Raw genomic sequence first — 17,740 nt, 5'->3', positions numbered from 1 at the left:
GGCCCGACGCTGAAGGCTTGCCTATGCTGCGTGCCCACCTGCGTCAGGACCTCGCCTTCTTCTGGCGCCGCAAGGTCCGACTGCTGCTGGTGATCGGCGAGCCGGACGAGGTGGCCGCCATTGCGCCCGGCTTGGCCGAGCGGCACTGGCTGGTGGGCGACGGTGCGTTATTGCTCTGGGGCGGTGCTGCCCAGGACGCTGCCGGAACTGTGTGGCTGGAACAGTGGCGCCGGCTGTGTCCACGCGCCCCTCTGGACGGCATTGTCTGGGCGCTGAACCCCGAGCAGAGTCTCGATTCCGACTACCTGGGCCGCTACCGCCGCCAGCTCGCAGACCTGGCACGGCGGCTTCGTTGGCAGGCGCCGGTGCACCTCTGGGAGGTACGCCGTAGTGAGTGGGCGCAACCGGCCGCGGACATCGCGGCGGGCTGCACACTGACGCCTCGCGCCGACCCGGCGCAGCTGGAAATCCGCCTGGACCACCTGCTGCAGCCGTTGTGTGAACAGGGCTTGGCGCGGATGCAGGACGACAACCGCTACGATTTCCTGCTGCGCCTTTCCCACGACCTTCGCGCCGAAGGCATTGCCCGCTGGAGGCAGGTCTGGACGCAGCAGCGGTGGGGAGCCGAGCCCCTGCTGCGCGGCTTGTGGTTCAGCCTTCCCTTGCCCGTTGTCCGGGAGGGCGAACTGCACCAGTGGCAGGCCCACCCGGCCTGGCGCGGCGTGCTGGATGACAGGTACTTGGGTGGCCGTCCCTACGGCTGGAACGGGCCCCGCGCTGTCGCCGCCGTGGCGCTTGGTCTGGCGGCACTCTGGGGCCTGGGCATGCTGCTCGCCTTCACCAGCAACCGCGTGCAGATCGCCGAACTGCAGAACACCCTGGCGGTGCTTGACCAGCCCCACGAAGGCGACGAGCAACTGCTCGCCCTTAACGAATTGGTCCACGAACTCGACCGCCTCGACTATCGAGCGAAACACGGCGCGCCCTGGTATCAGCAGTTCGGCCTGAACCAGAACGAAGGCCTGCTCGCCGCTCTTTGGCCACGCTACGTGATGGCCAACAACCGCCTGATACGTGACCCGGCGGCGGCCAGCCTGGAACGCGAGCTGCGCACCCTGTTCAGCCTGCCGCCGGGCAGCGCCGAGCGTACCGCCCGGACCCGGGACGCTTACCAGTTGCTCAAGGCTTACCTGATGCTGGCGCGTCCGGAGAAGGTCGACGCCGCCTTCCTTGCCCAGGCCCTCGCGGCCGCCGAACCGCAGCGTGCCGGCATCGGCAGCGGCGCATGGCAGGGCATCGCCCCAAACCTCTGGCGCTTCTACGCCGAACACCTGGCCGCGCATCCCGACTGGCGCATCGACGCCGATCCCACCCTGGTCGCCCAGACTCGCCAGGTGCTGCTCGGCCAGCTCGGCCGGCGCAATGCCGAAGCCAGTCTCTACGAAGCGATACTCGAGGCCGCGGCCAACCAGTACCCGTCGTTGGGCCTGCAGCAGCTGGTCGGCGATACCGACGCCCAGATGCTGTTCTCCACCGCCGCCGAGGTGGCCGGTGTCTTCACCCGCCAGGCCTGGGAAGGCCAGGTGCGCCAGGCCATCGACGAGGCGGCCTCCGCGCGCCGGGAAGAGATCGATTGGGTACTGAGCGACGACCACAGCCAGGTCGCCGCCGACCTGACCCCCGAGGCCCTGCGCGAACGGCTCACCGCGCGCTACTTCCAGGACTACGGCAACGCCTGGCTGGGCATGCTCAACAGCCTGCGCTGGCAGCCCGCCGACAGCCTCGCCGACGCCATCGACCAGCTCACGCTGATGGCCGATGTGCGCCAGTCCCCGCTCATCGCCCTGATGAACACCCTGGCCTACCAGGGCCAGGCCGGCGTCCGCCGGCAGGCCCTGGGCGGTTCGCTGGTGCAGTCCGCGCAGAAGCTCATCGGCCAGGACCAGACCTCGGTCATCGACCAGCAGGCCCTGGCTCCGGAGGGCCCGCTGGACGACAGCTTCGGTCCGCTGCTGGCCCTGCTCGGCAAGGGCGGGGATCCCCTGGCCGGCGAGGCTCGCCTGAGCCTGCAGGCCTTCCTCACCCGGGTCACCCGCGTGCGCCTGAAGTTGCAGCAGGTGAGCACCGCCGCCGATCCCCAGGCGATGATCCAGGCCTTGGCACAGACCGTATTCCAGGGGCGCAGTGTCGACCTTACCGACACCCAGTCCTATGGCAGCCTGATCGCCGCCAGCCTCGGCAGCGAATGGGGGGGCTTCGGCCAGGCCCTGTTTGTCCAGCCGCTGGACCAGGCCTGGCGGCGCATCCTGCAGCCTTCCGCCGCCGGCCTCAACGGCCAGTGGCAGCGCGGCATCGTGACGCCATGGAACCGCGCCTTCGCCGGCCGCTACCCCTTCGCCGCCGGCGGCAGCGATGCCTCCCTGCCGATGCTTGGGCAAATGATCCGCGCCGATAGCGGGCGCATCGACCAGTTCCTCGCCCGGCAACTGGGCGGTGTGCTGCGCAAGGAGGGTAACCGCTGGGTGCCCGAGAGCACCCAAAGCCAGGGGTTGCGCTTCAACCCCGAGTTCCTCGATGCGGTCAACCGGCTCACTGACCTTGCCGACGTGCTCTACACCGACGGTGGCATGGGCATCGGCTTCGACCTGCGGGCTAAACCGGTGCGCAACCTGGTGCAGACAACCCTCGTCCTCGATGGCCGTCGCCTGGAGTACTTCAATCAGCGGGAGCGTTGGCAACGCTTCGAATGGCCCAGTGCGAACGATCACCCCGGCGCGCGCCTCAGTTGGACCAGCGTCCGGAGCGGCGAGCGACTGTTCGGTGATTACCCCGGCACCTGGGGGCTGATCCGGCTGCTGGAGCGGGCCCGGGTCACCGCGTTGGACGATGGCGAAACCCACTACCGCCTGACGCTCGATGCCCCCGACGGCGTCGGGTTGACCTGGCACCTGCGCAGCGACCTGGGCCGCGGCCCTCTGGCACTGCTGAAACTGCGTGGCTTCCAGTTGCCGGCGCAAATCTTTCTCGACGCCAAAGCGGTCTCGTTACCACTGGCGCAGTCAGGAGACCTGCCATGAGCCTGTCGGCACTCATCACCAGTTGCCTTGGACCGCAGGACGCGCTGGCATTGGCGCAGCGTCAGGCGCCCGCTTGGGAGGCCTGGCTGCAACCCATCGGCGAGCAGTCGGCGGTCGGCGAGGACCCCGGTTACGACGATGACTTCCAGCGCATGCGCGATGAGGTCAATCGGCTCTCGGGCGCAGACGCCGAGTTGGTGGCGCAGTTGGCGGAGAAGCTGCTTACCCAGCGTTGCAAGGACCTGCGGGTGGCGACCTATTACCTGTGGGCGCGCTTGCAGACGGATGGCGAGGCGGGCCTGGCCGATGGGCTGAGCCTGGTGGCCGCGCTCGTGGAGCGTTTTGCCGCTGATGTCCTGCCGATTCGGCCCAACAGCCGGCGCATGGCGCTGGAATGGCTGGCCAGCAGCAAGGTGCTGGACAGTCTGTCGCTCTACCCGGAAGTGGTGAAGGTCGAGGCAGAACGCACCGTGGCGGCGCTGGCCTGGCTGGACCACGGCCTGGGTGCCTGGCCGGAGGACCAGCGCCCGGCGTTGGGTGCGCTGTACGGTGCGCTGTCGAGCCGATTGGCGCAGTCCGGTGGGGTCGACGCCCTGGTACCGCAGAACAGCGCTGCCCACGAGCCCCACAAACCGAGCGCTGCACCGGCGGTTTCTGCCATCAGGTCCGGGCGTGACCTGCTGGACAGCGGCCGCGCATTGGCCGGCTATCTGCGCGAGCAGCCGCAGGGTTGGCTGGCGGCGCACCGGCTGATGAAGAGCCTGCGCTGGGACAGCGTGCATCAACTGCCCCCTGCCGAGAGCAGCGGCAACACTCGCCTGGAGCCGCCCCGCAGCGATTACCGGGCGCAGCTCAAGCGCCTGCATCGGCAGCAGAGTTGGAGTGAGCTGCTGGATCAGGTCGAGCGTATCTATGCCGAAGGGGTGAACCATTTCTGGCTCGACCTGCAGTGGTACTTGTGCCAAGCACTGGGCAAGCAGCCGGCGCCACGGGACGGCTGGGCCGACATCGTCAAGCGCGACCTCGGCATGCTTCTCGACCGCTTGCCGGGGCTTGAATCCCTGCGCTGGCGTGATGGCTCGGCGTTCGCCGACGAAAACACCCGCCACTGGATCGCCCAGCAGGTGAGCGGCAACCACTCGGCGCAATGGCTGCCCGCGCCGGCGGCCCCGGCCTCGGTGGATGCCGACATTCTTGCCCTGGAAGACCAGGCGCTGGCCCAGGCCGACCGCGAAGGCGTGGATGCGGCAATCGCCTGGCTCGCTGCGCAGCCTGGCGTGCAGAGCGGGCGTCAGCGTTGGTTGCTACGCCTGCTGATCGCGCGGGTCGCCGAGCAGTGCGGCAAAGCCGACCTGGCCATTCACTTGCTGGCGGAGTTGAAGGCCACGGCGCAGCGCCAGGCCCTGGCGGAGTGGGAGCCCGACCTGATCTTCGAGGTGCAGGCCCGTCTGCTCAAACTGCTGCGCCTGAAGAGCCAGCGCAACGATGTGGACAAGCTCGCGCTTGGACGACGCCAGGAGGCCCTGCTGGCCGCCCTGGTCAGCATCGACCCGGTACGGGCCGCAGTGCTCTGTGGCTGAACCCTATTCAAGACAGGACGCCTGTGTGGACATGGATAATCTGACGCTGCGTTATTTCGACGCGGAAATGCGCTACCTGCGCGAGGCCGGCCAGGAGTTCGCCGAGGCCTTTCCTGATCGGGCCGCGCAGCTCAACCTGAATCGTCCGGGGGCCCGTGACCCTTACGTCGAGCGCTTGTTCGAAGGCTTTGCCTTTCTCATGGGGCGCCTGCGCGAAAAGCTCGACGATGATCTTCCAGAGCTGACCGAGGGGTTGGTCAGTCTGCTATGGCCGCACTACCTGCGGACCATCCCATCGCTGTCGATCCTGGAACTGGCGCCCGACTTGCAGCAGATGAAGCGCAGCGAGCGGATCGAGCGGGGCTTCGAAGTGCTGTCGCAGCCGGTGGGGCCGCAGCGCACTCGCTGCCGCTATACCACCACCCAGGACGCTACCTTGCAACCTCTGGCAGTCGATGCGCTGCGCCTGACCTACGAGCCTGATGGGCGGGCGGCCCTGCGCCTGCGCTTTGCCTGCGGCGCGTTGGCCGAGTGGCCGCAGGTGGACTTGAGCCGGCTATCCCTTTACCTGAACGCCGAGGCACCGCTGGCCAGCGCCTTGCACCTGGCCCTGACTCGTCAGGTGCATGCCTTGTACGTGCGCCTGCCCGGCGCTTTGGAGCGCGTGCCGCTGCAGGGGCATTTCGCAGCCAAGGGGTTTGGTGAGGAGGATCGCCTGTGGCCCAAGGGGGAGAGCGCGTTCAGTGGCTACCAACTGTTGCTGGAGTACTTCAGCTTCCGTGAGAAGTTCATGTTCGTCACTTTGCACGGCCTCGAGCAACTGAGCGTGCCGGAGGGCACGCCCTGGTTCGAGCTGGACGTGCTGCTGACCGAAGGTTGGCCCCATGATTTCGAACCACGCGCCGAGCATGTCCGCCTCCACGCCGTACCGGTGATCAACCTGTTCGCGCTGGAGGCTGACCCGCTGCGCCTGGACCCGCTGCAGAGCGACTACCTGCTGCGCCCCATGCGCTTGCAGGACGGGCACACGGAAATCTACTCGGTGGACCAGGTCACCGCCTCGAAGAACGCCGAGCGAGAGGACTACGTGCCGTTCACCAGTTTCCGGCACAAAGGTGGAATGCTGCGGGACCACGCGCCGGAGCGCTACTTCCACACCCGCCTCAAGCGCGGTGCGAACGGCTTGCACGACACCTGGCTGATCCTCGGTGGCGAGCGATTCGACACCGATCGCCTGGTGGCCGGCGAAAGCCTGTCGCTGCGTCTGACCGGCACCAACGGTCAGCTACCGCGCAAGGCGTTACAGAGCACGCTGCTCGACAGCGTGGTGCAATCCACGCAGACCGGCCTGCGAGTGCGCAACCTGTGCGCGCCGACCTTGCCCTGCTACCCGCCCAACCGCGACCGCTTCCACTGGCGGGTGCTCAGTCACCTGGGCTCGAACTTCCTGCCCATGCTGGGCAATGCCGAGGTGCTGCGCGGCACCCTGGCGCTTTACGACTGGACCGGCAGCGAACTGAACCGGCGTCGCCTGGAGGCCATCGTCGAGGTTCGTCATCACCTGATTCAGCGCTTCGAGAAGGGCTTCCTGCTGCGGGGTGTGGATATCGAGGTCACGCTGGACGCCAACGGTTTCAGCGGTGAAGGCGACATCAGTCTGTTCGGCGAAATGCTCAGCCGCTTCTTCGCCCTTTACGCCGATATCCACCTGTTCAATCAGCTCACGCTGATCCTTCAACCCACTGGCAAGAGCCTGCGATGGAACGAGAACCACAGTCAGCGTATTCCCGGCTGAACACCAGAGGATTGCTGCCCGCCTTGGAAGGGCGGATCGCCGAAGCCAATCTCTACCGCTTCTGCCAATTGCTGGAACAGGCCCTGCCGGGTCATCCGCCCCTGGGCAGCACCGCGCGCCCGACGGACGACCCGGTGCGCTTCCGCCCCGACCCCGGCATGGGCTTCCCCGCAGGCGAGCTGAAGGCCATCGAGAACGACCCGGAGCGCCCGTCGGGTCCGGCCACGGTACGCACGCGCCTGCTGGGGCTGTATGGCGTGGACTCGCCGCTGCCCACCGCCTACCTGGACGACATCGCCCAGCGCCGTGACGGGCACGAGGCCCTGGAGGCCTTCCTCGACATCTTCAACCACCGTGTGTTCACCCAGCTCTACCGCATCTGGCGCAAGTACTCCTACCCGGCGACCTTCCTGCCCGGCGGGCACGACGCGACCTCCCAGTGTCTGCTGGGGCTGATCGGCCTCGGGATTCCCGGAACCGCCGATCATGTCGAAACGCCGGTTTCCCGTTTCCTCGCGTTGCTTGGCGTGATGCGCCTTCCCACCCGCAATGCCGAGGGCGTGACGGCGCTGGTGACATTGCTGGCGCCCGGCACCCGGGCAACCGTCACGCCGCACTGGCCGCAGCGGGTGGTACTGGCATTCCCGGCCAGCCTCTCGGCGACCCGCCCGGTAGGCCTGTCCCAGGGCACCCCACTGGGCAGCGTCGGCCTCGATGCCAATAGCCAGCTGCACTTGGCCCTGTTCACCGAGGATCCAGAGGAAGCCCAGGGCTGGCTGCCGGGCGCCTCCCTGCACGGCGACCTGCTGGCGCTGCTGCGGGTCTACCTCGGCTGGCGCTGCACGGCGCGCCTGGAACTGTCCTTGCCGATCCGCTGCCTGCCTCGACCCGTGCTCGGACAGGCGACGCTGAGGCTCGGCATGACCGGGCTACTGGGCCTGGGCAGCAGCCGGCAGGCGGAAGCGCCGGGCACCGTCACCATCAGCCTGGGCCGCTACCAGGGCCTGCTGGGCAACCCCGAAGAAAGAGAGACACAGCATGTCGCATACCGTTTTTAAACCCCTGCTGCTGGCCGGCCTGATCTTGCTGGTCGGCGGCTGTGGCCTGTACCAGAGCGTGGGGGACCGCTCCGCGACCTTCGCCCGGTCGATCTTCTACAAGCAGGTGAAGACCCTGCACCTGGACATCAGCGGCCGCGCCGCGATCAACACCGACAACCGCGACATGTCCGGGCTGTCGGTGACCACGTTGGTGCGCATCTATGCACTGCGCGACGGTAAGGCCTTTGAACGGGCCTCCTATGACAGCCTGCTGGGAGACAGTCAGGACCTGCTGGGCGCCGACCTGCTGGACGAGCGGACCCTGGTGATCGGCCCCGGCGAGGGCGCGCAGGTCAGCGTTCCCCTGGACGAGGCCGCGCAGGTGGTCGCGGTGGCCGCGCTGTTCCGTCAGCCGGACACCGCGAAGAACAACTGGCGCCTGCTGCTGCGCCGCGACGAGCTGGACCCGGACAGGCCGCGGGTGATCGAGCTGGCCGACAACCACCTGAGCCTGCGCCCGCTGGCGAGGAATGATCGATGACCGAGCACGCGCCGTCGCTCTACGAAACCCTGCTGCAGAACTTCACCGGCGAGCTGGAGTTGCACAAGGTGCGGGATGAGGACCAGCTCGTCCTCTCGGTGCTGGACAACCTCCAGCGCATCCTCGACAGCCGCGCCGGATCGCTCAGCCATCTGCCGGACTACGGCCTGCCGGACCTGGGCCAGGTGCTGCAGGGGCTGCCCGCCGCCGCCCACGGCCTGATCGGCAGCATCACCCACACCCTGCTCACCTACGAGCCGCGCCTGGCGGAGTTGCACGTCCGCCTGCTGCCGCAGTCGCAGCCGGGGCAGCTGGAATACGCCCTCGATGTCCGCCTGAAGAACGGCGAGCAGGCGACCTTCGGCACCACCCTGGCGCCGGCGGGCAAGGTACTGCTCCGCCACCTCAGGCGGCAGGATTATCTGTAACGGCTGACCCGGGAGACTGACCCCCATGAACGGAATCGTTGGACGCAGCGGAACCGAGGCCTGCGAGCGAGGAGACTTCACCGCTCTCTACGACGAACTGGCGAAGCTGCACCACCCCGCCTGCCCGGATGTCGACTGGCGCAAGGTCGAGCAATGGAGCCGGGAGCTGCTGCGGGACAACGGCAGCGATCTGCAGGTCGCCGCCTTCCTTGCGCTGGCTTTGGCCCAGCGCTACGGGTTGCCGGGCATGGCCGAGGGCATGGCCCTGCTAAGCCGGCTGCTGGCGGCGGCCTGGGACCGCCTCTGGCCGCGCAAGGCGCCGGAGCGCATGGACATCCTCGCCTGGCTGTTCACCCAGTTTCAGCCGTTGCTGCGCGGTGTTGAGGTGGGCGAGAAGGACGCGCCGACCATCCGCAGCCTGGAGGCCGACCTGGCCCGCCTGCAGGAAGTGCTCGGCCTGCATCGGCTACCCGCGATGACCGCCATGCGAGCCCTTGGCCAGCAGATCGCGGCGGTGGCCGGCCGCGTCGAAGGCGAGGCTGTGCCGCTGGCCCGGAGTTCCAGTGGGAGTGGTCGTGCCGCGCATGATGGGCCGTTCAGGGTGTTCGTCTCGATGCCCGAGGGCGGCATGGTCGCTCCCGTGGTGTACGTGGATGGCAGCCCGCCCCGGCGTTGGCGCCGAGTCGTGCTCGTGCTGCTGCTGGGTATCGTCGCGCTGCTGCCCCTGGGCGTGCTGGCCTGGAACCACTGGTGGCTCGCCCAGGAGGAAGCGCGGGCGGCGACGGAGTCGGTGCGGCTGGACAGCCTCCAGCTATTTGACTCCGGCAGAGCCCACCTGAAGCCGGATTCCACCAAGCTGCTGATCAACGCCCTGGCCAACATCAAGGCGCAGCCCGGCTGGCTGATCGTGATCACCGGGCACACCGACGCTACCGGCGACCCCGTCCGAAACGTCGAGCTCTCGCGGGCCCGGGCCGAAGCCGTTCGCGATTGGATGAAAAGCATGGGCGACGTACCCGACGATTGCTTCGTCATCCGCGGCCACGGCCCAGGCCATCCCATCGCGGACAACGCCACTGAAGCGGGGCGCGAAGCCAATCGGCGCGTCGACATCAGCCTGGTGCGGGAGGCGGGGGCCTGTCTTGCCGGGCAGTGATCACGGCCCTCGACGCGGCGCCTGATTTCTCCGCGCGGCCTGTCCAGCGCGCTGCTCGACATCGACGAATCCAGCGTGCTGGTGACGACCCAGGCCATCAATGGTGAAACCGTCGCCAGCGCCACTGGCGAAGTGCGCTCGCGCGGCATCGAGCTGGACCTCTGGCTTTTGTAGGTTGGCGCCGGGCGAAGCGAGGCCCAACGTTTCCCCTCGACATCGATGCGTTGGGCTTCGTGGACTCAGACCAACCTACGGACCGACCGCGCAAGGCGTCTGCTTTTCGTAGGGTGGATATCGCTCTTCATATCCACCAGCGGAGCGATGCCGGACCTCGACGGTGGATCGGTGAAGCGTGATCCACCCGACGGATAGGGTCCCTGCTGGTGTGGGAGCGAATTTATTCGCGAAGACCGCAAAGCGAGCCGGTGGCCCCGATTTCGCGAATGAATTCGCTCCTACAAAAAACGCGGCTCTGCGCCCGGCGGCGGGATCGTTAATCTGACCGTAACGATCATCCTCCGGGCTTGATTGATGACCCACCGGTCGCGCTCCTAATGTGCGTTCCACGACAGCGGAACTCGTGGAGCCACCATGACAACAAGACCCTCTCCCCCGCCGCAGTGGTCGCGTCGGCGCGCCGAAAAGCAGCGCCGTCTCGACCAGGTACGCAACCTCGCCGATGGCGTCGTGCTGCCCAGCGAACGGATCGTCGAAGCCCTTGAAGCCCTGATCGCCCCCGGCGACCGTGTGGTGCTCGAAGGCAACAACCAGAAGCAGGCGGATTTCCTTTCCCGCTCCCTGGCCAAGGCCGATCCCGGTCGCCTGCACGACCTGCACATGATCATGCCGAGCGTCAGCCGCGCCGAGCACCTCGATCTCTATGAACGCGGCATCGCCCGCAAGCTCGACTTCTCCTTCGCCGGCCCGCAAAGCCTGCGCATCGGCCAGTTGCTGGAAGACGGCCTGCTGGAAGTGGGCGCCATCCACACCTACATCGAGCTCTATTCGCGCCTGCTGGTGGACCTGATCCCCAATGTCGCCCTGGTGGCCGGCTTCATGGCCGACCGCGACGGCAACATCTACACCGGCCCGAGCACCGAAGACACGCCGGCGCTGGTGGAGCCCACCGCGTTCAGCGACGGCATCGTCATCGTCCAGGTCAACGAGCTGGTGGACGATGTGCGCGACCTGCCACGCGTGGACATCCCCGCGTCCTGGGTCGATTTCGTGGTGGTCGCCGACAAGCCCTTCTACATCGAGCCGCTGTTCACCCGCGACCCGCGCCACATCAAACCGGTGCACGTGTTGATGGCAATGATGGCGATCCGTGGCATCTACGAGAAACACAAGGTCCAGTCGCTCAACCACGGCATCGGTTTCAACACTGCGGCCATCGAACTGATCCTGCCCACCTACGGCGAATCCCTTGGCCTCAAGGGCAAGATCTGCCGGAACTGGACGCTGAATCCGCACCCCACGCTGATCCCCGCCATCGAGACGGGTTGGGTGGAAAGCGTGCACTGCTTCGGTACCGAACTGGGCATGGAGGACTACATCGCCCAGCGTCCGGACGTGTTCTTCACCGGTCGCGACGGCTCACTGCGCTCCAACCGGATGATGTGCCAGCTCGCCGGGCAATACGCGGTGGACCTGTTCATCGGCGCCACCCTGCAAGTGGATGGCGACGGCCATTCCTCCACCGTTACCCGTGGCCGCCTGGCAGGTTTCGGCGGTGCGCCGAACATGGGTCACGACCCGCGCGGTCGTCGCCACGCAACGCCCGCGTGGCTCGATATGACCGAGCCGGTGACCATGCTCGAACGTGGCAAGAAGCTGGTGGTGCAGATGGTCGAGACCTACCAGGAAGGTGGCAAACCCACCTTCGTCGAGACCCTCGATGCCGTCGACGTGGCGAAGAAGGCCGGCATGCCGCTGGCGCCGGTGATGATCTACGGCGACGACGTCACCCACCTGCTCACCGAGGAAGGCATCGCCTACCTCTACAAGGCGCGCAGCCTCGAAGAGCGCCGCGCGATGATCGCCGCGGTCGCCGGCGTTACCGCCATCGGCCTGCGCCACGACCCGAAAGAGACCCTGCGCATGCGTCGCGAAGGGCTGATCGCATTGCCGGAAGATATCGGCATCCGCCGTACACAAGCCACGCGGGAACTGCTGGCGGCGAAAAGCATCGCCGAACTGGTGGAGTGGTCCGGCGGCCTTTACAACCCCCCGGCCAAGTTCAGGAGTTGGTGATGAGCGCACTGATTGCACGCAATGCCGACCTGCCGCAGGCCGACTGGCTGGCGGACCTGGCGGTGGACGCCCTGATCGACGAAGCCGACCTGTCGCCCAAGCCGGCACTGGTGGACCGCCGTGGCAGCGGCGCCCACCGCGATTTGCACCTGGGCCTGATGCACGCCTCGGCGCTGTCCCTCTGGCCTTGCTTCAAGCAGATGGCCGAAGCGGCGCTTGCGCATGGCGAAGTCGGCCAACCGCTGCGCGAAGCCCTCGGCCGTATCGGCCGTGAGGGTGAGGCGGCGATGCTCGTCACCACGGGTGGGGTGAATACCCATCGTGGCGCCATCTGGGCCCTCGGCCTGCTGGTGGCAGCGATGGCCTTGAAACCCGAGAGCCGCGATGCCCATGCCATTGCCCTGCGCGCCGCGCGCATCGCCCTGATCGACGACCGCGCGGCGCCCCACAGCGACAGCCACGGCGCCCAGGTCGCCCGTCGCTACGGTGCCCGTGGCGCGCGGGAAGAAGCCCAGCTCGGCTTCCCCGCCGTGATCGAACAGGGCCTGCCGCAGCTGGCGCGTAGCCGGGCAGCGGGTGCCGGTGAACAGAACGCCCGCCTCGATGCGCTGCTGGCGATCATGGCCACCCTGGCCGACACCTGCGTGCTCTGGCGCGCCGGCCTCGAAGGCCTCGATGCCATGCAGCAGGGTGCCCGTGCGGTGCTCGATGCCGGTGGCAGTGCCAGCCTCGCCGGTCGCCGCCAACTGCGCGCGCTGGACGCCCTCCTGCTGCAACTCAACGCCTCGCCGGGCGGTGCCGCCGACCTGTTGGCCGCCTGCCTGTTCCTCGATAAAGCCGGGAGCCTGTGACCATGGAAACCCTGTCCTTCCAATTCCCCGCCGGGCAGCCGGCCCGTGGCCGCGCCCTGGTCGGTTGCGTCGGCTCCGGCGACCTCGAAGTGCTGCTGGAACCCGGTAGCGCCGGCACCCTGTCGATCCAGGTCGTGACCTCGGTGAATGGCAGCGGCCCGCGTTGGCAGCAACTGTTCCAGCGCCTGTTCGACGGCCAGTCGCTGCCGGCCCTGAACATCGACATCCACGACTTCGGTGCCACCCCCGGCGTGGTGCGCCTGCGCCTGGAGCAAGGCTTCGAGGAGATTGCACATGACTGATACCGCACGCCTGCTCAAAGCCCGGAGCTTCGTCGAACTCGGTGCCCGCCAGCGTGCCCGCGAGCTGCTGGATGCCGGCACCTTCCGTGAACTCATCGGCCCCTTCGACCGGGTCATTTCCCCCTGGTTGCCGCAGCAGGGCATCGTGCCCCAGTCCGACGACGGCGTCGTGGTCGCCAAGGGCAGCATCAAGGGCCAGCCGGCGGTGATCGCCGCCATCGAAGGCGCCTTCCAGGGCGGCAGCATGGGCGAGGTCGGTGGTGCGAAGATCGCCGGCGCGCTGGAACTGGCCGCCGAGGACAACCGCCGGGGCATTCCCACCTGCGCCGTGTTGCTGCTGGAAACCGGCGGCGTGCGCCTGCAGGAAGCCAACCTTGGCCTCGCCGCCATCGCTGAAATCCAGGCGGCCATCGTCGAGCTGCGCCAATACCAGCCGGTGATCGGCCTGGTCGCCGGCCCGGTCGGCTGCTTCGGCGGCATGTCCATCGCAGCCGGGCTGTGCAGCCACCTGATCGTCACCCGCGAAGCACGCCTGGGCCTCAACGGCCCGCAGGTGATCGAGCAGGAAGCCGGCATCGAAGAATACGACTCCCGCGACCGGCCCTTCATCTGGAGCCTCACCGGTGGCGAGCAACGCATGGCCAGTGGCCTGGTGGACGCCTACGTGGCCGACGATATCGAGGCCATCCGCGACACCCTGCAAGGCCTGCTGGCCCAGCCGGAACAGCGCCTTCCGCGCAGCCGCCGGCATGCCTGGTTCCTCGAACGCCTGGCGCAACTCGGGGATGACTGCGAACAACTGGACGCCGCCGCCGTGCGTGCGCTGTACCAAGGAGAGCGGACATGAGCCGTGGACTGAACTGGCTGCAAGGCCTTGCCGGCGGCGAAACCCTGCAAGGATTTCCAGCTTCGGTGAAGGTGGTCGACGGCGAACTGGGCAACCGTGCTGCGCGCTTCATTGCCGTGGTGCCGGATTCGCAGAACTCCTTTCCCCGCGCTCGTAACGGCGAGGTCGGCTTGTTGGAAGGCTGGGGCCTGGCCAAGGCCGTGGACGAAGCCATCGAAGCCGATCGCAACTGCGCCAAGCGCGTGCTGGTAGCGCTGGTGGATGTCCCGAGCCAGGCCTACGGCCGTCGCGAAGAAGCCCTGGGCATTCACCAGGCCCTCGCTGGCGCGGTGGACGCCTACGCCCGCGCCCGCCTTGCCGGCCACCCGGTGATCGGCCTGCTGGTGGGTAAGGCCATGTCCGGTGCCTTCCTCGCCCATGGCTACCAGGCACAACGCCTGATCGCCCTGGACGACAGCGGCGTGATGGTTCACGCCATGGGCAAGGCCGCCGCCGCGCGCATCACCCTGCGTAGCGTGGAAGAGCTGGAAGTGCTGGCCGCCAAGGTGCCGCCGATGGCCTACGACCTGGAGAACTACGCATCCCTTGGATTGCTGTGGGAGCGGGTTGCGGTGGGTGATGCGCAGGAGCCGGACCAGGCCGATATCGGCCGGGTGCGCGCGTGCCTGCTGCGGGCGGTGGAGGACATTGGTTCGAGTACGGACCTGGCCGGTCGACTCGGTGCGGAGAATCGTGCGGCGTCGTCGCGTGTCAGGGAGATGTTGCGCGCGCAGTGGTAGTTCGCCTGCCCTCTCCCCCGGCCCCCGCTTTGCGCCCCGGCCTGATCGCTTCGCGCTCAGGCGTTCATCGGCACCGGAAGCGATGCTTCCGAAAACGTGCCGTTTCACCCCGCAGGCGGGCGAGGGGTGACTCGCGCCTTTGAGCGGGAAGTTAGCCGGCTGGCGCGGAGTAAAGCGCGGCCACCGATCCAGCTCCCCTCTCCCTTCAGGGAGAGGGGTTGGGGGAGAGGGTGAAACCCCATGCACAGGAGCCAATCATGAGCGCCAATCCAAACCCCCACGACCTGCTCTGGGGCATGACCATCGACCAGTTGCCCGCTCCCGCCCCTGCCTGGGCGCAGCAGGCCCTGGCCGCTGGTCACCCCGTGGTGGTGCGTCGTGCGCTCTGCCAACCCGGCCTTGTCGCGGTTGGCATCCGGGGCACCAGCCGCGACCAGCGCCTGGCGGCCCTCATGCCGATCTATTCCATCCAGCGCTTGCTCAGCCCCGAACAACTGCGGCCTCGGGCGGTCGCCGATTTCCCTGCACTACGTGCGCTGGAAACCGTCGCGCCGATACTGGCTGCCACCGGCTTGCCTTGGGGCCCCACCGGCAGCGTCGGCTTCCAGCTCGCCACCGGCATGGCGGTGCTGCATGAGGCCAGCGACCTCGACCTGATCCTGCGGACTCCGAATCAGTTCGATCGCCAGCAAGCGCGCCTGCTGCTGGCGACGTTGGCCGACGCCCCCTGCCGCATCGACCTGCAACTGGAAACGCCGAATGGCGCGGTGGCCCTGCGCGAGTGGGCCGGCGAGGCGCGTCGGGTGCTGCTGAAATGCGCCGAAGGGGCCCGTCTTGTGGATAACCCCTGGCTGCCCCTGGCGTGCGCGGCGTGAGCAGCCTGTTCGCCTTCCCCGGCCAGGGCGCGCAGCAGGTGGGCATGCTCCATCAGTTGCCGCCAGACGCTGCCGCCAGCCTGAACGAGGCCAGCGATGTGCTGGGGGAAGACGTGCTGGTGCTGGATTCGGAAGAAGCCCTGCAATCCACACGTGCGGTGCAACTCTGCCTGCTGGTGGCGGGTGTTTCCTGTGCGCGCTTGCTGCTTGAACGCAGTCCGGAACCAGACTACGTGGCAGGTCTCTCCATCGGCGCCTACGCCGCTGCGGTGATCGCCGGTTCACTGGACTTTTCCGATGCCCTGCGCCTGGTGGCGCTGCGTGGCGAGTTAATGCAGCGAGCTTATCCACAGGGCTTCGGCATGACCGCCATCCTCGGTCTCGACCAGGCGACCGTGGAGCGGCTGCTGGCCGCGGCCGAAGGTCCGGTCTATCTCGCCAACATCAACGCCGAGAACCAGCTGGTGATTGCCGGGAGCGAGACGGCCATGGCTGCGGTCGCCGAACGTGCCCGGGGGCTCGGCGCCGGTGTGGCGAAGCGGCTCGCGATGAGCGTGCCGTCTCACTGCGAACTGATGAATGAACCCGCACGCGAGTTGGCTGCCGCCTTTGCTGGTGTGGAATTGCGCCGCCCGGCCATTCGCTACCTCAGCGGCACGACAGCGCGGCCGGTGTTCGACCCTGAGCGCCTGCGCGACGACCTCGCGTTCAACATGTGCCGCGTCATCGACTGGCACGGCACGCTGCGCACCGCCTATGAACGCGGGGTGCGCTTGCACATCGAACTACCGCCCGGTGCCGTGCTCAGCGGCCTGGCGCGACGGGTGTTCGACCAAGGTACGGTGATCGCCTTCCAGGGCGCCCGTCTGGATACGCTGGACGCCCTGCTGCGTGAGGAGGTAAGCCGGACCCGATAACGCCGTGCGCTTCGAAGGACAAGAACAATCAACTTCGACCCCAATACGAGGGCAGCAACAATGATCGTCTACGGTGTGGCCTTGCTGGCCGTCTGCACACTTGCCGGTGTCGTCATCGGCGACTTCCTCGGCGTCCTGATGGGCGTCAAATCCAATGTCGGCGGCGTCGGCATCGCCATGATCCTGCTGATCTGCGCGCGTCTCTACATGCATCGCCACGGTGGCATGAGCAAGGAGTGCGAGTTCGGGGTGGGCTTCTGGGGTGCGATGTACATCCCGGTGGTGGTGGCCATGGCCGCGCAGCAGAACGTTGTCACCGCGCTGCACGGCGGCCCGGTGGCGCTGATCGCGGCGGTAGGCTCGGTGTTGCTCTGCGGCGCAACCATCGCCCTGATCAGCCGGACCAACAAGGGTGAACCGCTCGCAAAGGAGTCCCTTGACCCCGGCGTGAATGCCGCCCCGGCAGGAGGTCGCTGACATGTGGGACATCATCGAGAAAGCCCTGGAACACAACGGCCTGATCACAGCCTTCGCCGTGGTCGGCGGGATCATGTGGGTGTCGGTCCTGCTGTCAAAGTACCTCACGTTTGGCCGTGTCCACGGCTCGGCCATCGCCATCGTCATTGGTCTGGTGCTGGCCTGGGTCGGCGGCACCATCACCGGCGGGCAGAAAGGGCTGGCCGATCTCGCCCTGTTCTCCGGCATCGGCCTGATGGGCGGCGCCATGCTGCGTGACTTCGCCATCGTCGCCACGGCCTTCGAAGTGCAGGCCACCGAAGCGCGCAAGGCCGGAATGATCGGTGCCGTGTCGTTGCTGCTGGGCACGGTGCTGCCTTTCATCGTCGGAGCATCGGTGGCGTGGATGTTCGGCTACCGCGATGCGGTGAGCATGACCACCATCGGCGCCGGTGCGGTGACCTACATCGTCGGTCCGGTGACCGGTGCAGCGATCGGTGCGAGCTCGGAGGTGATGGCGCTGTCCATTGCTACTGGCCTGATCAAGGCGATCCTGGTGATGGTCTTCACCCCGGTTTCGGCGCGTTTGCTCGGCCTCGACAACCCGCGCTCGGCGATGGTCTTCGGCGGTCTCGCCGGCACCGTTTCCGGGGTGACCGCGGGGCTCGCTGCGACGGACCGGCGCCTGGTGCCCTACGGTGCGCTGACGGCGACGTTCCACACGGGTCTGGGTTGCCTGATGGGGCCGTCGATCCTCTACTTCTGCGTGCGCGGCCTGGTGGGCTGAACCCCGCCCGCCGTACTTCTCGCCCCGGCCATGTGCCGGGGCGTTTTATTGCGTGG

General features: G+C 67.6%; 16 protein-coding genes. All 16 read left to right on the top strand.

Annotated elements, in window-relative coordinates; all coding sequences use genetic code 11:
• Positions 1-23: 23 nt before the first annotated feature.
• The 16 genes from MnOB_RS02360 (at position 24) to madM (ending at position 17,684) form a co-directional block, all read left to right on the top strand.
• Positions 24-3,077: an ImcF-related family protein gene (locus tag MnOB_RS02360; protein ID WP_077521602.1), complete on the top strand. Its 3,054-nt coding sequence runs from the start codon at positions 24-26 to the stop codon at positions 3,075-3,077.
• Positions 3,074-4,657 carry a type VI secretion system protein TssA gene (gene tssA, locus MnOB_RS02355; protein ID WP_077521600.1) on the top strand — a complete coding sequence of 528 codons (1,584 nt, stop codon included), beginning with the start codon at positions 3,074-3,076 and terminating at the stop codon, positions 4,655-4,657. Before MnOB_RS02360 ends, tssA begins: the two co-directional genes overlap by 4 nt.
• A 25-nt stretch (positions 4,658-4,682) precedes the next feature.
• Complete coding sequence (gene tssF, locus MnOB_RS02350) at positions 4,683-6,452, top strand: type VI secretion system baseplate subunit TssF (RefSeq protein ID WP_077521598.1); 1,770 nt, start codon at positions 4,683-4,685, stop codon at positions 6,450-6,452.
• On the top strand, positions 6,416-7,510 hold the full coding sequence (tssG, locus tag MnOB_RS02345) for a type VI secretion system baseplate subunit TssG (protein WP_077521596.1): 1,095 nt from the start codon (positions 6,416-6,418) through the stop codon (positions 7,508-7,510). Before tssF ends, tssG begins: the two co-directional genes overlap by 37 nt.
• Positions 7,491-8,033, top strand: coding sequence for a type VI secretion system lipoprotein TssJ (gene tssJ / locus MnOB_RS02340; protein ID WP_077521595.1), 543 nt, complete (start codon positions 7,491-7,493; stop codon positions 8,031-8,033). The genes tssG and tssJ overlap by 20 nt, the downstream gene beginning before the upstream one ends.
• Complete coding sequence (gene tssE, locus MnOB_RS02335; RefSeq protein ID WP_077521593.1) at positions 8,030-8,461, top strand: type VI secretion system baseplate subunit TssE; 432 nt, start codon at positions 8,030-8,032, stop codon at positions 8,459-8,461. Before tssJ ends, tssE begins: the two co-directional genes overlap by 4 nt.
• 25 nt (positions 8,462-8,486) lie before the next feature.
• Positions 8,487-9,617, top strand: a complete 1,131-nt coding sequence (locus MnOB_RS02330; protein ID WP_077521591.1) for a type VI secretion system ImpA family N-terminal domain-containing protein — start codon at positions 8,487-8,489, stop codon at positions 9,615-9,617.
• 591 nt (positions 9,618-10,208) lie between these two features.
• Positions 10,209-11,870, top strand: a complete 1,662-nt coding sequence (mdcA, locus tag MnOB_RS02325) for a malonate decarboxylase subunit alpha (RefSeq protein ID WP_077521589.1) — start codon at positions 10,209-10,211, stop codon at positions 11,868-11,870.
• Complete coding sequence (locus tag MnOB_RS02320; protein ID WP_077521587.1) at positions 11,870-12,721, top strand: triphosphoribosyl-dephospho-CoA synthase; 852 nt, start codon at positions 11,870-11,872, stop codon at positions 12,719-12,721. Before mdcA ends, MnOB_RS02320 begins: the two co-directional genes overlap by 1 nt.
• A gap of 2 nt (positions 12,722-12,723) precedes the next feature.
• Positions 12,724-13,023 (top strand): malonate decarboxylase subunit delta, encoded by a 300-nt coding sequence (locus tag MnOB_RS02315; protein ID WP_077521585.1) that lies wholly within the window; start codon positions 12,724-12,726, stop codon positions 13,021-13,023.
• Entirely contained in the window at positions 13,016-13,870 is an 855-nt protein-coding gene (locus MnOB_RS02310) for a biotin-independent malonate decarboxylase subunit beta (protein WP_077521583.1), read from the top strand. The genes MnOB_RS02315 and MnOB_RS02310 overlap by 8 nt, the downstream gene beginning before the upstream one ends.
• A complete protein-coding gene (gene mdcE / locus MnOB_RS02305; protein ID WP_077521581.1) occupies positions 13,867-14,649 on the top strand; it encodes a biotin-independent malonate decarboxylase subunit gamma in 783 nt (260 codons plus the stop codon). Before MnOB_RS02310 ends, mdcE begins: the two co-directional genes overlap by 4 nt.
• A gap of 257 nt (positions 14,650-14,906) precedes the next feature.
• On the top strand, positions 14,907-15,524 hold the full coding sequence (locus tag MnOB_RS02300; RefSeq protein ID WP_077521579.1) for a malonate decarboxylase holo-ACP synthase: 618 nt from the start codon (positions 14,907-14,909) through the stop codon (positions 15,522-15,524).
• Positions 15,521-16,441: a malonate decarboxylase subunit epsilon gene (gene mdcH / locus MnOB_RS02295; RefSeq protein ID WP_077521637.1), complete on the top strand. Its 921-nt coding sequence runs from the start codon at positions 15,521-15,523 to the stop codon at positions 16,439-16,441. The genes MnOB_RS02300 and mdcH overlap by 4 nt, the downstream gene beginning before the upstream one ends.
• 60 nt (positions 16,442-16,501) lie before the next feature.
• Positions 16,502-16,918 carry a malonate transporter subunit MadL gene (gene madL, locus MnOB_RS02290; protein WP_077521577.1) on the top strand — a complete coding sequence of 139 codons (417 nt, stop codon included), beginning with the start codon at positions 16,502-16,504 and terminating at the stop codon, positions 16,916-16,918.
• A gap of 1 nt (position 16,919) precedes the next feature.
• Complete coding sequence (madM, locus tag MnOB_RS02285; protein ID WP_077521575.1) at positions 16,920-17,684, top strand: malonate transporter subunit MadM; 765 nt, start codon at positions 16,920-16,922, stop codon at positions 17,682-17,684.
• Positions 17,685-17,740 lie beyond the last annotated feature (56 nt).

The sequence above is a fragment of the Metapseudomonas resinovorans genome, from assembly GCF_002003485.1.
Classification (GTDB): Bacteria; Pseudomonadota; Gammaproteobacteria; order Pseudomonadales; family Pseudomonadaceae; genus Metapseudomonas; species Metapseudomonas resinovorans_D.
This window is presented reverse-complemented; position numbering and strand designations above follow the sequence as displayed.

What these genes read in the sequence shown, in the direction of transcription:
- MnOB_RS02360 (WP_077521602.1), top strand. Translation starts at nt 24, where the DNA reads ATGCTGCGTGCCCACCTGCGTCAGGACCTCGCCTTCTTCTGGCGCCGC.
- tssA (WP_077521600.1), top strand. Translation starts at nt 3,074, where the DNA reads ATGAGCCTGTCGGCACTCATCACCAGTTGCCTTGGACCGCAGGACGCG.
- tssG (WP_077521596.1), top strand. Translation starts at nt 6,416, where the DNA reads ATGGAACGAGAACCACAGTCAGCGTATTCCCGGCTGAACACCAGAGGA.
- tssJ (WP_077521595.1), top strand. Translation starts at nt 7,491, where the DNA reads ATGTCGCATACCGTTTTTAAACCCCTGCTGCTGGCCGGCCTGATCTTG.
- tssE (WP_077521593.1), top strand. Translation starts at nt 8,030, where the DNA reads ATGACCGAGCACGCGCCGTCGCTCTACGAAACCCTGCTGCAGAACTTC.
- MnOB_RS02330 (WP_077521591.1), top strand. Translation starts at nt 8,487, where the DNA reads ATGAACGGAATCGTTGGACGCAGCGGAACCGAGGCCTGCGAGCGAGGA.
- mdcA (WP_077521589.1), top strand. Translation starts at nt 10,209, where the DNA reads ATGACAACAAGACCCTCTCCCCCGCCGCAGTGGTCGCGTCGGCGCGCC.
- MnOB_RS02320 (WP_077521587.1), top strand. Translation starts at nt 11,870, where the DNA reads ATGAGCGCACTGATTGCACGCAATGCCGACCTGCCGCAGGCCGACTGG.
- MnOB_RS02315 (WP_077521585.1), top strand. Translation starts at nt 12,724, where the DNA reads ATGGAAACCCTGTCCTTCCAATTCCCCGCCGGGCAGCCGGCCCGTGGC.
- MnOB_RS02310 (WP_077521583.1), top strand. Translation starts at nt 13,016, where the DNA reads ATGACTGATACCGCACGCCTGCTCAAAGCCCGGAGCTTCGTCGAACTC.
- mdcE (WP_077521581.1), top strand. Translation starts at nt 13,867, where the DNA reads ATGAGCCGTGGACTGAACTGGCTGCAAGGCCTTGCCGGCGGCGAAACC.
- MnOB_RS02300 (WP_077521579.1), top strand. Translation starts at nt 14,907, where the DNA reads ATGAGCGCCAATCCAAACCCCCACGACCTGCTCTGGGGCATGACCATC.
- madL (WP_077521577.1), top strand. Translation starts at nt 16,502, where the DNA reads ATGATCGTCTACGGTGTGGCCTTGCTGGCCGTCTGCACACTTGCCGGT.
- madM (WP_077521575.1), top strand. Translation starts at nt 16,920, where the DNA reads ATGTGGGACATCATCGAGAAAGCCCTGGAACACAACGGCCTGATCACA.